The sequence below is a fragment of the Pseudonocardia cypriaca genome (assembly GCF_006717045.1).
GTDB classification, from domain to species: domain Bacteria; phylum Actinomycetota; class Actinomycetes; order Mycobacteriales; family Pseudonocardiaceae; genus Pseudonocardia; species Pseudonocardia cypriaca.
This window is the reverse complement of record NZ_VFPH01000003.1, coordinates 692,758-706,532: the sequence shown is the minus strand read 5'-3', so window position 1 is coordinate 706,532 and position 13,775 is coordinate 692,758. Positions and strand designations below refer to the sequence as shown.

Annotated in this window: 14 protein-coding genes; 8 read left to right on the top strand and 6 right to left on the bottom strand. The window is 74.5% G+C overall.

From position 1 onward, the window contains the following. Nucleotides 1-3,576 carry a type VII secretion EssC family protein gene (locus FB388_RS35075; protein WP_142106970.1) on the bottom strand — a complete coding sequence of 1,192 codons (3,576 nt, stop codon included), beginning with the start codon at nt 3,574-3,576 and terminating at the stop codon, nt 1-3. 78 nt (nt 3,577-3,654) lie between these two features. Here FB388_RS35075 and FB388_RS35070 point away from each other — a divergent pair, with 78 nt between their 5' ends. The 3 genes from FB388_RS35070 (at nt 3,655) to FB388_RS35060 (ending at nt 6,297) form a co-directional block, all read left to right on the top strand. Then, nucleotides 3,655-5,001, top strand: a complete 1,347-nt coding sequence (locus FB388_RS35070) for a serine/threonine-protein kinase (protein WP_142106969.1) — start codon at nt 3,655-3,657, stop codon at nt 4,999-5,001. Nucleotides 5,002-5,062: 61 nt separating this feature from the next. Beyond that, entirely contained in the window at nt 5,063-5,698 is a 636-nt protein-coding gene (locus FB388_RS35065; protein ID WP_142106968.1) for a hypothetical protein, read from the top strand. Next, nucleotides 5,695-6,297, top strand: a complete 603-nt coding sequence (locus FB388_RS35060) for a DUF6529 family protein (RefSeq protein WP_211362427.1) — start codon at nt 5,695-5,697, stop codon at nt 6,295-6,297. The genes FB388_RS35065 and FB388_RS35060 overlap by 4 nt, the downstream gene beginning before the upstream one ends. Nucleotides 6,298-6,321: 24 nt before the next feature. On the opposite strand, the gene FB388_RS35055 is transcribed toward FB388_RS35060, so the two are convergent. Further along, a complete protein-coding gene (locus FB388_RS35055) occupies nt 6,322-7,020 on the bottom strand; it encodes a helix-turn-helix transcriptional regulator (RefSeq protein WP_142106967.1) in 699 nt (232 codons plus the stop codon). Nucleotides 7,021-7,085: 65 nt separating this feature from the next. Here FB388_RS35055 and FB388_RS35050 point away from each other — a divergent pair, with 65 nt between their 5' ends. Then, nucleotides 7,086-7,967 carry an alpha/beta hydrolase gene (locus FB388_RS35050; protein WP_142106966.1) on the top strand — a complete coding sequence of 294 codons (882 nt, stop codon included), beginning with the start codon at nt 7,086-7,088 and terminating at the stop codon, nt 7,965-7,967. 2 nt (nt 7,968-7,969) lie between these two features. Here the strand turns inward: FB388_RS35050 and FB388_RS35045 are convergent, their stop codons facing one another. Then, entirely contained in the window at nt 7,970-8,278 is a 309-nt protein-coding gene (locus FB388_RS35045; protein WP_142106965.1) for an antibiotic biosynthesis monooxygenase family protein, read from the bottom strand. A 19-nt stretch (nt 8,279-8,297) separates the two neighbouring features. Between FB388_RS35045 and FB388_RS35040 the strand changes: the two genes are divergently transcribed. From FB388_RS35040 to FB388_RS35030, 3 genes are read left to right on the top strand one after another with little or no spacing between them, the layout of a single operon-like run. After that, nucleotides 8,298-9,068 (top strand): alpha/beta fold hydrolase, encoded by a 771-nt coding sequence (locus FB388_RS35040; protein WP_142106964.1) that lies wholly within the window; start codon nt 8,298-8,300, stop codon nt 9,066-9,068. 16 nt (nt 9,069-9,084) lie between these two features. Then, a complete protein-coding gene (locus FB388_RS35035; protein WP_142106963.1) occupies nt 9,085-9,630 on the top strand; it encodes a PadR family transcriptional regulator in 546 nt (181 codons plus the stop codon). Continuing rightward, the gene (locus tag FB388_RS35030; RefSeq protein ID WP_142106962.1) at nt 9,627-10,112 is read left to right on the top strand and encodes a peptide deformylase; all 486 of its coding nucleotides are present in this window, start codon (nt 9,627-9,629) and stop codon (nt 10,110-10,112) included. The genes FB388_RS35035 and FB388_RS35030 overlap by 4 nt, the downstream gene beginning before the upstream one ends. On the opposite strand, the gene FB388_RS35025 is transcribed toward FB388_RS35030, so the two are convergent. Then, entirely contained in the window at nt 10,103-10,564 is a 462-nt protein-coding gene (locus FB388_RS35025) for a 2'-5' RNA ligase family protein (protein WP_142106961.1), read from the bottom strand. The two genes, FB388_RS35030 and FB388_RS35025, sit on opposite strands and share 10 nt — an antisense overlap. Further along, nucleotides 10,564-11,424, bottom strand: coding sequence for an HhH-GPD family protein (locus FB388_RS35020; RefSeq protein WP_170226029.1), 861 nt, complete (start codon nt 11,422-11,424; stop codon nt 10,564-10,566). Before FB388_RS35020 ends, FB388_RS35025 begins: the two co-directional genes overlap by 1 nt. 151 nt (nt 11,425-11,575) lie before the next feature. On the opposite strand from FB388_RS35020, the gene FB388_RS35015 reads away from it, so the two are divergent. Continuing rightward, nucleotides 11,576-12,370 carry a hypothetical protein gene (locus FB388_RS35015; protein ID WP_142106959.1) on the top strand — a complete coding sequence of 265 codons (795 nt, stop codon included), beginning with the start codon at nt 11,576-11,578 and terminating at the stop codon, nt 12,368-12,370. Nucleotides 12,371-12,400: 30 nt separating this feature from the next. On the opposite strand, the gene radA is transcribed toward FB388_RS35015, so the two are convergent. After that, nucleotides 12,401-13,771 carry a DNA repair protein RadA gene (gene radA, locus FB388_RS35010; protein WP_142106958.1) on the bottom strand — a complete coding sequence of 457 codons (1,371 nt, stop codon included), beginning with the start codon at nt 13,769-13,771 and terminating at the stop codon, nt 12,401-12,403. Nucleotides 13,772-13,775 lie beyond the last annotated feature (4 nt).

Genomic DNA, 13,775 nt, shown 5'->3' with positions numbered 1-13,775 from the left:
CTATTCGGATCGGGAGAGCCTGGCTGTACGCATCGGCGCTCGCGCCGGGTCCGGCTCCTCGGCCTCCGCCAGCCGTGCTGCGACATCGGCCAGTGCGGCGGCCTGCGCCGGGCCGGAAGGGTCCGCCGCGAGCAGCGGCACCTGGACCTGGTTCCCGTCGCCTGCCCACAGGCCGCGTCCGGGCGGAAGGTCCTCCGGGAGGTTGCGGACCTGCAGGCCCAGGAGCGTCGCGTCGGTCGGGTTGTCCAGGCGCAGGCACAGGCGGTGGGTGAGCCGGGCGAGCAGGCGGGACTCGAGGATCCGCTCGTCGCCGGCCAGGCACACCGTGATGCCGGCAGCGGGGCCTCCGGAGAGCAGCTCGAGCATCGTCGTCCGGGCTGTGCCGTCGGGGCTCTCGACGAGGCCGTCCCAGCCGTCGACGAGGAGCACGACGTGCGGCGGCGCATCCGCAGCACCCCGTGACCACAGCTCGGCGACGCTCGTCGCCCCGAGCCGGCTCACCTCCCGGCGGCGGTCCCGCATCGTCGCGGTGAGCCGGCTGAGCAGCCGTTCGCGTCGCTCGGGGTCGTCGGGACCCACCACCACCCCGGTGTGGGGCAGCGCGTCGAGCCCGGCCAGACCGCCGGAGCCGTCGATGACGTGGAGGTGCAGCTCGGCAGCGTCGGCGGCACGGGCGAGGCCGACGGCGGCCGCGCGCAGCGCGGTGGTGCGCCCGCTGCGGCCGCTCCCCACGATCGCGACGTGGCCCGACCCGAGCGGCACCTCCAGGACGTCCTGGCGCTGGTCCTGCGGTCGGTCCCGGAGCCCGAGCGGGATCGCGAACTTCGTCACCGGCAACGTGTCGAGGGCCAGCGCGGCGGGCAGCGGTGGGAGCCACGGCCGGTAGGGCGGGGCGAGGCCCTCGGCGTCTGCGGCCGCGCGCACCGCGTCCGCCAGCACGTTCAGGTCCGTGGTCAGCTCGTCGGCGCGAGTGTCGGCGGGCGGTGGCGGAGGTGCCACATCGGTCCAGCGCAGCGCGACGGCCCGTCGGACGGTTCCCGACGCCGCGCGCCTCGGCGCGGTGACCCGCGCCGTCTGCAGCAGCTGCGGCGGGCCGCTGCCCCGGACGAGCAGGGCCCGGCCCGGGTAGGCGTTCGGGAGGTGTGCTGCGTCCGGCGTATCGATCACGTCCTGGCTGTCGCCGATCTCCTCGACCTGCAGGCACACCCGGAGATCGGTGTCGGCGCGGAGCTGCCCGTCGACGGCACCCGCCGCCTTCTGCGTGGCCAGCACCAGGTGGACGCCCAGCGAGCGGCCCACTCTCGCCACGTCGACCAGGCCGTCGACGAGGGACTGGAGCTGCTCCTCGAGCTCGGCCAGCTCGTCGGCGACCACGACAAGCCTCGGGAACGGCGGTAGCGCCGGATCGGCGACCGCCCGCCGCCGGTAGTCGGCGAGGTCCTCCGCTCCTGCGGCGGCCAGCTGCGCCTGTCGCCGGTTCAGCTCGGCCCGCAGCGACGAAAGGGCCCGTGCCGCGAGCCGCGCGTCCAGGTTCGTGACGGATCCGACGACGTGGGGCAGGGCGTCCAGGTCCTTGAAGGTCGCGCCGTCCTTGTGGTCGAGGAACAGGAAGTTGAGCCCGGTAGGCGGGTTCGCACGAGCCAGACCGGCGATCAGCGTGCGCAGGAAGTCGCTCTTGCCGGAGCCGGAGATGCCTGCGACGAGGGTGTGCGGCCCGTCGCGCGCGATGTCCACGAGGACGGGCCCGTCGGCGTCCGCGCCGATGACGATCTCGGTCTGGTCCTGCAGCAGCCCCCACGCGCGGCGGATCTCGTCGATATCTAGCTCGGTGAGCCGGATCGACGGGGGAACGTCCTGGCCGGGCTCGTCGCCGACGCGGCGGATCGGCGCGAGGGACCGCGCCACCAGCTCCGCGGTGCCCGGGGCGATCTCGTCGGGGACGACCGTCCGGGGCTCGCCCCGGTCGACGCGCAGGACCACGTCCGTCCCCTTGGCGACCAGGCGAGCGCGCGCCCCGTCCGGCAGCTGGCGTTCGTCGGTCTCGGCGCACACGAAACGCAGGCCTGCGGTGGGCCCTCGGTTTAGGAGGTTGGTCAGCTGCGGGCGGCGATGCAGATCCGCGGTACCGGCGAGGACGACGACGAGATCCGGTCGCGCCTGCCGGTTCGAGGACGGCTCGCGCGACCGCGCGGCAGAGCGGCGCTGCAGCTCGTCCCCCAGGAACTCGATCATCAGCTCGGCTCCGGCCGCGTCCCACGCGGCCCGGACGGACCCGTCCTCCGCCCTGAGGTGGGGCAGCCAGCGCAGCCAGCCGAGCTGTTCCTCCCCAGCGTCCGGCGCGATGACCACGAGCCGCAGCTCTTCCGGGCCGTGGTGCACCGCCAGCTGGGTGATCACCCACGCCAGCTGGGCGTCGATCCAGCCCGGTGGACCGGCGAGACCGAGCACCGGCTGGTCGACCAGGCTCACCCCGAGCGGGGCCAGTCTCAGCGTCGGTGGCGACCAGCCGTCCGGCGGCTCTCCGGTGATCTTCACGGCGGCCGGCCGGTCGGCGCGGCCCAACCGGACCGCGAGCCAGTCGTCGTCGGCGGGCTGGCGTTCCCACAGCTGGGTCCTCGGCGTGATCGCCGTCCGCACGGTCGTCGCCGGGTCCGGCCAGCCGGAGCGCAGGTCGGCGTCCTCGTCGTCCGCGGCGGCCTCGATCCGGACGCGGGCCGCGGTCAGCTTGGAGCGGTACGCCTCCTCGTTGCGCTGCCCGCGCCGTTGCCGGCGCCGCCGCTCGGTCCACCAGGTGCCGACCAGCATGAGCGGGCTCAGCAGGCCGAACAGCAGGAAGATCGCATTCCGCAGCACGAGGGCCATCACGACCGCGGCCACCAGCGGAAGCAGTGCCGGCAGCACGGGGAAGCCGCGATCGTCGTCGTCGGTGGGCTGAGCCGGCATCGCGACGGTTGGTGGCTCGAAGCGCTCCGGGCGGGATCTGGGGGTCCGGTTGAGCAGGACCTCGCCGCCCTCTCCCCGTCTCACGACGGCGGCCCGGTCCCGCAGCGCCTCCACCACCAGACGGCTCCCGCCGATCTGGACCACCTTCCCGTTGACGTCCGCGGCGCCCGCGACCGTCTCCCCGCCCAGGTGCACGCCGTTGCGGGAGCCGAGGTCGGCGAGCGCCACCCGGCTCGGGCCGACGACGAACTGGGCGTGCCTACGGGAGACGTCGGGGTCGTCGAGCACGAGCTCGCAGGACGCCGCTCGCCCGACGACCACGGTCCGGCCCGGTACGAGGGGCAGCTCCGTCCCGGCGGCTGGACCGGACAGCACCCGGAGGACCAGCTGCGCGGACCGCGCGGGGGCGAGCTGGGGTCGGCGGCCGTAGTGCAGCACGCTGCCGTGCCGCAGCGGCGAGGCGGCAACCGGCTGGTCGAGCCGGAGCGGGCCGCCGTCCACCGCCGGGGGGCCGTGCACCGGCAGGACCGCGCCGATCATGGCCAGGACGTCGCCGACCTGGTCGGAGGGCTCGCAGTCGACGTGGACGTCGCTTCTGACACCGGTGGCGTCGTCCTCGACGGTCAGTCGCATGCGCGTCCCCCGGTTCCCGAAACTAACTCGTTTCCCGACGGTAGTGGGCGTTTCGTCCCGCGCCGTTACGCTGGCCGCATGGGGACGGGGGGGTCTGCCGCTATCCCGAACCTGTCCGGCCTGGTCGACCTCTCACCCATCGGTGCGGGTGGCTTCGCCGACGTCTACCGCGCCCGTCAGGCCCACCTCGGGCGGTGGGTTGCGCTGAAGGTCTTCCGGGTCGCGCTGCACGACCCGGCGGTGACGGAACAGTTCCGGGCCGAATGCCAGGCCGTCAGCCGGCTGGACGACCACCTGCACGTGATCCGCGTGTACGACGCGAGCCTCCTCCCGGACGGCAGGCCGTACATGGTCATGGAGCTGTGCGACAGCTCGCTCCAGCAGCTCGTGGTCCGCCGCGGTGGGGCGCTTCCGGAACCGGAGGCCGTGGAGATCGGGTACCGGGTGGCGATCGCCCTGGTCGCCGCCCACGCGGCTCAGGTGATCCACGGCGACGTCACGCCGCACAACGTGCTCATCCGGCCCTCGGGCGCGCCAGTGCTCGCCGACTTCGGCCTCGCCGTACTGCGCGACCACCGCGGCAACACCGCCGCCGGCTTCAACCCCGCTTACGCGGCTCCGGAATCGCTCGGTCACCAGGGCCGGATCGACGAGCGGACGGACGTGTACGGACTCGGTGCCACCCTCTACGCGATGCTGACGGGCCGCGCCCCGTTCGCGGCGCGCCGGGGCGAGCCGGACGCCGAGCGCAACCGGCGGGTCCTCGCGGAGCAGGTCTCCTGGCCTGCGGGTATCTCCGTCAGCGACCGGCTCCACGGGTTGGTCTCGGCCATGTTGGGGAAGGACCCCGCCCAACGGCCGGACCTCGACACCGTCGCGGACGAGCTGTCACAGCTGGGGGACGACCTGACTCAGCCGCACCCGCTACGCGGGGCCCACTCGGGACCTCGGAACGACGCGAAGGCGGTCGCCGTCTCCCGTGCCCTGCCGCGGCTGCCCGTGGCTCCGCTCCCGGTGCCCGGCCCGGAGCGGTCCGCCCGCCCCCGCTCCGCGCGTCGGCTCGTCGTGGGTGCGGCAGCGGTCCTGATCGTCGCCTGCGGCGTCCTCGTCGCGGCGGTCGTCGCTCCCGGGGATGGCGAGCCACCGGTCCCCGGCACGGCGGGTGTGCCGGTCGTCGAACTGGCGCGCCCAGCTCCACTCGGTGCTCTCGCCACCAGGTTGAGCTGGTCCGGCACGCCCGGGCTCAGGTACACGCTCGTCGTGACGAGGCCGGGCGAGGAGCCCCGCGAAGAGCCTGCCGGCGATGCGACGACCTTGACGGTCGCGACGGAGCCGGGATCGGCCTACTGCTTCCGCGTCCGTGGCACGGACGGCCGGCAGGTGGTAGAGAGCAACGTGCAACGGCTGCGTGACGCGGTGTGTTGACCGCGACGACTCGACTGGTCGTACCGGGGGGAACATGAGGACGCGTGGTCCATTGATCACCATGGCCGCTGTCGGGGCGCTGGCCGTCATCGTTCTCGTCGTGAGCATGGTGCGAACGCCTGCGCCGGCTCCGGCCGCGGCCTCGGCGGCGCCCGAACCGCCGCCCCGCGCGCTCGTGAACACCGCACCCCCGACGACGTCGGCCGCACCGGCCCGGGAAGCCGTCTACGTCGGGCATTCCAGTGGCAACGAGATCACCGTTGCCGTCGCCGTGTCCGGCGAGGAGGCGTCGGCCTACATCTGCGACGGGAAGCGGATCGAGGCGTGGATGGAAGGCACGGTGTCCGGTGAGCGGGTGAGCGTCCAGGGGAAGAACGGCGCCCAGATCACCGCGACGCTGACCGACTCCGCGGCCCTCGGGTCGGTCACCGTCGCGGAGGAGCAGCTGCCGTTCTCGGCGGCGGCAGCCGGGCCGCCGGCAGGGATATACGAGGGCAAGGCCACCGTGGACGGGAAGCCCAACCGCGTCGGCTGGATCGTCCTGCCGAGCGGACGCCAGGTCGGCATCAACAACGTGGCCGGGAACAGGGCGCCCGCGCCCGAGCTCGACCCGAACGACATCGACGGTTTCAGGATCGAGGGCGTTCAGGTCGAGGTGCAGCGCATCGGGGGCGGGGACCCGGTGGTCCCGAGATGACCACGCCCGACCCGGAGCTGACGCGGCCGCGCGCCCGGGCCCGGCCGGCGCATGCGGCACCGGCGCAGGCGGCCGTGCCGTGGAGATCGATCCTGGTGCCGGTGGCCGTCGGTACGGCCGTGGCCGTCGTGCTCGGCGTGTACGGCCGCCTGCACACCGGGGCGAACATCTCGCTCGCCCTGCCGGGGTTCACCGGAACGCTCTACGTGAAGGCGTGGCTGACGACGCTCGCGTTCGTGTTCGCCCTCGTGCAGATCTTCACCGCGCTGGTGCTGGAGGGCCGGATCAGGCTCGACCTGTCCGGGCTCCCTGCCGTTCACCGCTGGTCCGGCCGCCTCGCGGTGCTGCTCACCGTGCCGGTGGCGGTCCACTGCCTCTACTCGCTGGGGCTCCGGTTCGACGACCCGCGCGTGCTGGTGCACTCGCTGGTCGGCTGCCTGTTGTACGGGGCGTTCGTCGCGAAGATGCTGCTGCTGGTGCGGTGGGGACTGCCGCGGTGGGTGATCCCGTGGGCCGGGGCGGTCCTCTTCACCGCGTTCGTCGCGCTGTGGCTGACGTCCTCGTTGTGGGTGTTCACGACCGCCGGGTTCCACCTCTAGTAACCCCCGGCGGGAAGCACTAGCTCAGCGCAGCCGCACCGGACCCGCGTCGGCCGGGGGGACGCCGAAGAGCGTGGCGGCGTCGTGCTCCGGAGCCTGCTCGGTGGTGAGGTGGGCGTCGCGGATCCGGTCCGTCCGGAACCAGCGGGGCGCGGTGCGCAGCCGGCACCACGCCAGCAGGTACCAGTGGCCACCGGTGGCGGCGAGCGCGGCGGGCTCCACCGCGCGCTCGACGAGCTCGCCCGCGCGGCCCTCGTAGTGGAGGACGATCACCCGCCGGGTGCGGACGGCCTCGTCGAGGGCCCGGGCGACGGCCGGTCGCGGCGGCGGTTCCGGTGCCCGCAGCCAGAGCCGGTTCGCGATCTCCTCGGCCCGCTCCAGCTCCGCGGTGGGCATCGCGGCGAGCACCTTCGACAGCGCGGTACGCCCGTCCGCCGCGAACGGGAGGGCCGGGAGCGTGGCGAGGGCGACGGCTATCGCGGCGGCCTCGGCGCCCGTGAAGTTGAGCGGGGGCAGGGTGCGTGCGGCGTCGAGGACGTAGCCGCCACCCGGGCCGGCCTGCGCCCACAGCGGGACGCCTGCCTGCAGGAGCGCCTCGATGTCGCGCTTGATCGTGCGGGTCGACACCTCCAGCCGGCGGGCGAGCCAGGTGCCCGTGCGTCCGGTCGGGCCGGCTGCGCGCAGCTCCTCGGTGATCGCGTAGAGGCGTTCGGTGCGGTTCACGAGCTCAAGGATGCCGAGAAACGGTGACATCCTGGTGTCACCGAGGCGTCGGCAGACTCGTCCCCATGACCACCACCCGATTCCTGACCCGGCCCGGCGGCCGCCGCATCGCGGTCCGCGACCTCACCCCGGATGCGCCCGCGGACGCGCCGGTGGTGCTCTTCTGCCACATCGCGCCGGGGTCGGGCGAGTTCGATCCGGATCCGGAGGTCACGGCGGCACGGGGCGTGCGGCTGATCACGGTGGACCGGCCGGGGTACGGGGGATCGGAGCCGGCCGGCGACGAGTTCGCCTCGGTCGGTCTCGTCACGGACGACGCGATCGCCGTGCTCGAGGACGTGCTGGCCCCGGGCGCGACGGCCGGGGTGGTCGGCTGGTCGGCGGGCGGCCGGGTCGCGCTGTCGGTGGCGGCGCGGCGGCCCGACCTCGTGTCCCGGGTGGCGGTGATCGGCACGCCCGCGCCCGACGACGCGGTGTCGTGGATCCCGGAGGAGTACAAGGCGGGGATCGAGGCTCTGCGCGGAGCTTCGGCGGCCGATGCCCACGCAGCGCTCACGGCGGCGATGGGGCCGATGGTGGAGTCGCTGGCGGGCGATGACCGGTTCGCCGTCCTCGGGGTCGGCGAGGCCGATGGCGCGGTCATGGCACGGCCGGGGGTTGCCGATCGGCTGCGCGGCATGGTCGACGAGGCCTTCGCGCAGGGTGCCGCGGGCATGGTCGCCGACGTCGCCGGCTACACGCTCCAGCCGTGGGGCTTCGAGCCCGCGGACGTCACCGCCGACGTGCTACTGGGCTACGGCGCCGACGACCCGCTGGGTGAGCCGCACGGCCGGTGGTGGGAGCAGGAGCTCCCGAAGGCGCACCTGGAGGTGGTGCCGGACGTGGGGCACGTGGTGGTGGTGCCGTTCTGGGACCGCGCCCTGGAGCACGTGACGCCCGGCCGCTGACCTCAGTCGGCGGCTCGCGACTGCTGCACGACCTCGAACTCCAGCAGCGCCGACCCGGTGCCCACCGGGCGCGCCCGCTCGCCGGAGTGGGCCTGCATGCCTGCGCCCTTCATCCACGCCTGGAACGACTCGTCGTCCTCCCAGTGCGTGACCACGAAGTAGCGGTTGTCGCCGGACACGGGGCGCAGCAGCTCGAACGACAGGAAGCCGGGCTGGCCGTCCACGGCGTGCAGCCGGTTTGCGAACCGCCTCTCCAGCTCCGGGCCCGCGCCCTCGGGCACCTCGATCGCATTGATCTTCACAACGGCCATGAGACCTAGGCTAACCACCGTGCGAGCGTCCGACGGGGTGGAGCTCGCGGTCACCGAGTTCGGCGGCGCGGGCCCACCGATCCTGCTGCTGCACGGGCTCATGGGATGCGCGAGCACGTGGGCGCCGCTCGCCGGGTGGCTGGCCGGCCACGGCCGCGTCGTCGCGGTGGACGCGCGGGGGCACGGCCGGTCGGGTGCACGGGGCCCGTGGACCACGGACCGGATGGCCGCCGACGTCGTCGACGTGCTCACCGAGCTCGGGCCGTCGGTCGTGGTGGGGCACTCCATGGGTGGGCTGCACGGGCTGGTGGCCGCGGCCCGTCGCCCGGAGCTGGTGCGGGCGCTCGTCGTGGAGGACATGGGTGTGGACTTCCGGGGGCGCAGCGCCGCCGACGCACGCGCCTGGTTCACCGCGATCCCGCAGCCCTTCCCGACCCTGGCGGCCGTGCGGCGGGCGTTCGCGCACCCGCGTGCCGAGTTCGGCGAGTACATGACCGAGTGCGTCGAGGAACGGGCCGACGGCTACCACCTGCTGGCCCGTGTCGAGCACACCACGGCGATCGCGGCCGAGTGGGCCGAGCGCGACCACTGGGCGGCGGTGGGCTCCGTGCGCTGCCCGGCACTTCTCGTCGAGGCGGAGGAAAGTGCGGCCCCGGAGGGGCAGATGGCCCGGATGGCCGCACGCATGCCCGCTGCGACGCACGTCCGCGTGCCGGGGACGGGTCACCTCGTGCGTTGCGGGGCGGGCTTCCGGCCGCTCGTGGAGTCGTTTCTGAGTACTCATATGTGAGTGCTTTACTGGCGCGGTGAACCCGACGAGGCTCTTCGTGCTGAGCGCGCTGGCCAAGGGCGGCGCGATGTACGGCCACCAGATCCGCCGGGACGCCCGGGTGGACCGGGCTGACCTGTGGTCGGACGTGCGCCCCGGCTCCCTCTACGGGGCGCTGCACCGGCTGGAGGACGAGGGACTGGTGCGCGCCCTGCGCACCGAGCAGGAGGGTCGCCTGCCGGCCCGCACCGTCTACGAGATCACCGACGAGGGCCGCCGCGAGCTCGCGGTGCTGCAGGCGGAGGCCCTCGAAGAGGTCCGGTTCCCGCCCGACCCGGTCGACCTCGCGCTCGCTACCACCTCCGACATGGACGAGGCAACCCTGCGCGGCCACCTCGAGGACCGGGTCCGCGACCTCACGGCCCGGCTCTCCCGGCTCGACCACCTCGGCGAGCGCCGCTGGCCGGACCAGACCCCGGCCGACGACCTCGTGCTCGAACACGCGCGGCTGCGGTTGCGCGCAGAGCTCGACTGGCACGCGCTGGTGCTCGACCAGCTCGGGAAGGTGGGGGTGTCGGAATGACGGTGCGGGAGCTGCGGCTGATCGGCGATCCGGTCCTGCGCACGCCGTGCGCCGAGGTCACCGAGTTCGACGACCGGTTGACCGCGCTGGTCGCCGACCTGATGGACACCGTCTCCCTGCCCGGACGCGCCGGGCTCGCGGCCAACCAGATCGGGGTGTCGCTGGCCGCGTTCTCCTACGACGTCGGCGGCGCACGCGGCTACGTCGTCAACCCGCGGCTGGTCGCCACCGACGGCGAGTACGACGGTGAGGAGGCCTGCCTCTCGGTGCCCGGGGTGTCGGCGCCGCGGCTGAGGGCGGCGTACGCGCGGGTGGAGGGGGTCGACGTGAAGGGGCGGCCGGTCGTCGTCGAGGGCACCGGTGAGCTCGCGCGCTGCCTGCAGCACGAGACCGACCACCTGCGCGGCGAGCTCTACATCGATGCCCTCGGCGGGGAGCGGCGGCGCGCGGCGCTCCGGCAGCTGCGGGAGCGTCAGCTCTGAACGTCCACCGCAACGACGCGGGCGCGAACCGTCGGCACGGGGTGCAGCAACGCGAACGCGTCGGCGGGGCGCTCCGTGGCGAGCACGCAATGCGGGAGCCAGGTGCCGGGCAGGTAGGCCGCGAGCGGGGAGCGCACCCGGCCGGCCAGCGCGTCGTGCACCGCGCTGTGGACGGCGAGCAGCTCGGCGTCGACCACGGCGGCGAGCACCAGCTCGTCTGGGCGCCCGGCCACGGTGCCGAGCGTCTCCAGCCAGACCGACGGCAGCGCGAGCAGCCGCACCTCGGCGGCGAGCGCGTCCCTGGCCGGCGGCGGGATCGTCCCGGCAGCGGCGGCGATCACCGATGGCGGATCGGCCGGCGTGGGGATCCCGTGGGCGGCGAGCCGTGAGCGCAGGGCGGCGAGCTCGGCGCACGCCGCGTCGTCCAGGCGGAAGCGAACCGTCTGTGCCATCAGGCCGGCAACGCGAATCGGCCGTCGTCGTGCTGCTCCGCGAGCCCGTCGACGAGCAGCGAGTCGAGGCAGCGGTCGCGCTGGGCCGCGTCGTCCCACGCGGCGTCGAGCGCGGCTCGTTCGACGGGGCCGTCGGCGCCGCGCAGGACGTCGAGGAGCCGGCCGCGGACCTGCCGGTCGGTACCTGCGAAGCCCTGCACCGGCCGGCGGGGTCCCGTGTACTCCGGTCGGCCGGCGGCCCGCCACGCGCACACGTCGCGCACCGGGCAGATCCCGCAGCGTGGGGCCCGCGCCGTGCACACCACGGCACCGAGCTCCATCAGCCCGGCCGAGACCACCGCTGCGGAGCGGTCGTCGGGCGGGAGCAGCGCGTCGACGTCGGCGAGGTCGGCGGCGGTGCGGGCCGGGCCGGCGTCCCCGCGGCCGTGCACCGCGCGGGCGACGACGCGGCGGACGTTGGTGTCGACCACCGGGCAGCGTCGCCCGTAGCCGAATGCCGCCACCGCCCGCGCCGTGTACGAGCCGATGCCGGGCAGCGCTTCGAGGGCCTCGACGTCCGAGGGGACGACGTCGCCGTGCTCGCTCGCGATCGCGCCCGCGGTCTCGTGCAGGCGCAGCGCGCGCCGGGGGTAGCCGAGCTTGCCCCATGCCCGCAGCACCTCTGCCCGCGGCGCCGCGGCCATGGCCGACGGGGTGGGCCAGCGCGCCATCCACTCGGTCCAGATCGGCTCGACGCGCGCGACCGGCGTCTGCTGCAGCATGAACTCGCTCACCAGCACGCCCCACGGGGTGGTGCCGGCGCGGCGCCAGGGGAGGTCGCGCGCCGCGGCGGGGTACCAGTCGAGCACGACTGCGGCCATCGACACGGCTCCAGATGCTGCCATCGTCCGGTCGGCCGGATGCAGCAGCCCGAATGATCGACCGCCGCTCGGGTACTTCCGGCGCGTCGCGACGCGCCGTAACTCGCCCCGGTTCGCAACTCATGGTAGTTGCGGATATACCCTGCGTGATGTGTGGGAGCCGATGGGACCGTTGCCCGCGGCCGTCTACTGGAGACGGCGCTGGGTGGCCGTCGGCTCGATGGTCGCCGTGATCGTGGCGATGACCTGGGGGATCGCCGCCCTCACCAGTACGCCCGACGAACCCGAAACCGCCCGCCGGACCACCAGCCGTGCCGCCGTGTCCGCTCCCCAGGAGACCTCCCCGCCCCCGGCAGCGCCGCCGTACGCCGCGCTGCTTCCCGCGACCCTCCCCTCAGCAGCGCAGCCCACCGGCGCGCCGCAGCCGGGGGCGGCGGGGTCCGTTCCTCCCACCGCGTCCATCCCGGAACCGCTCGTCGTCGACGACGCGCCACCGACGACCGCGCCGCCACCCACGACCACGCCGCCGCCGACGACGCCTGCTCGCCCCGTGCCGTGCACGAACGACATGATCGCCGTCGGGGCCGAGGTGGTCGGACCGGAGCGTCGCGTGGGCGAACGCATGGTGCTGCGGCTCGTCGTCACCAACAGCTCCACGCAGCCGTGCGTGCGCGACCTGGACCCGGTCCGCCAGGAGATTGTCGTCTGGAGCGCCGACGGCAGTCAGCGGCTGTGGTCGAGCAACGACTGCTCCTCGGCGAAGGGGGCGGACCCGCGCACGCTCGCTCCCGGGCAGCCCTTGACGTTCACCGTGCGGTGGGCCGGCCGCACCTCGGCCCCCGGCTGCCCGCAAAGGCGTGACACGGTGCCCGCGGGCGAGTACCGCCTGCTGACGAGGGTGGATGACGTGATCAGCCCACCGACCCAGTTCGTCCGGGAGCCCTGACCTGACGGCGAGTGGCCCGGGGGTGGCGCCTCAGCGGATCGCGTCCAGGACCACGCCCACGTCGCGGACCTCCGTCAGGCGCATACCCGCGGGTGCGGTGCCGCTGTCGGGTGGGACCAGCGCGTGCGTGAAGCCCAACCGGGCGGCCTCGGCGAGCCGCCGTTCGACGCCCGCCACCCGGCGCACCTCGCCCGCCAGGCCGAGCTCGCCGAGCACCACGACGTCGGACGGGAGGGCCACGTCGCGGCGCGCCGAGGTGATCGCGAGCGCGAGCGCGAGGTCGGCGGCGGGCTCGACGACGCGCATTCCGCCCACGGTGGCCGCGTACACCTCCGCGTCGTGCAGCCGCACGCCCGCCCGCTTCTCGAGCACGGCGAGCAGCATCGCGACGCGCGCGCTGTCGAGGCCGCTGACGGCGCGGCGCGGGCTGGGGATGTCCTTGCCCGTCACCAGGGCCTGCAGCTCGGCGGGAAGCGGTCTGCGGCCGTCCATGACCACCGTGACGGCGGTGCCGGGCACCGGCGGACCGCCGAAGCGGGCCAGGAAGAGCCCCGACGGGTCGGGCATGCCGACGATGCCGGAGTCGCGCATCTCGAAGCAGCCCACCTCGTCGGCGGGCCCGAACCGGTTCTTGACGCCGCGCACCATGCGCAGCGTCGAGTGCTTGTCGCCCTCGAACGCGAGCACGACGTCGACGACGTGCTCCAGCACGCGCGGCCCCGCGATGCCGCCGTCCTTTGTGACATGTCCCACGAGCAGCACGGGCAGCCCGCGTTCCTTCGCCAGCGCGGTGAGGGCAACGGTGACGGCCCGGGTCTGCGTGACCCCGCCAGCGGCGCCGTCGGAGTCGCCGCTCGACATCGTCTGGACGGAGTCGACGATCAGCAGGTCGGGATGCAGCTCGTCGACGTGGCCGACGATCGCGCCGAGGTCGGACTCGGCGGCGAGGTACAGCTCGTCGTGCACCGCGCCGGTGCGCTCGGCGCGCAGCCGCACCTGGCCAGCCGACTCCTCGCCCGTGACGTACAGCACCCGACCCGTGCGGGCGACCTGCGCGGCCACCTCCAGCAGCAGCGTCGACTTGCCGACGCCGGGCTCCCCGGCAAGCAGGACGACCGCGCCGGGCACGAGACCGCCGCCCAGCACGCGGTCCAGCTCCGACACCCCGGTGGGCCGGGCGCGGGCCGAGTCCAGCGCGACGTCGGCGATCCGGCTGGCCGGTGCGCTCGGCGCCCCGGCGACGACCCGCTGCCGGGGACGGGCCGCTGCGACCGGTGCGGCCGCCTCCAGCGTGCCCCACGCCTGGCAGCCCGGGCAGCGCCCGACCCACTGCGCGGCCTGGTGCCCGCACTCCGCGCAGCGGTAACCCCCGCTGCGGGCCGTGCGCGTACGTCCGGTCACGCCG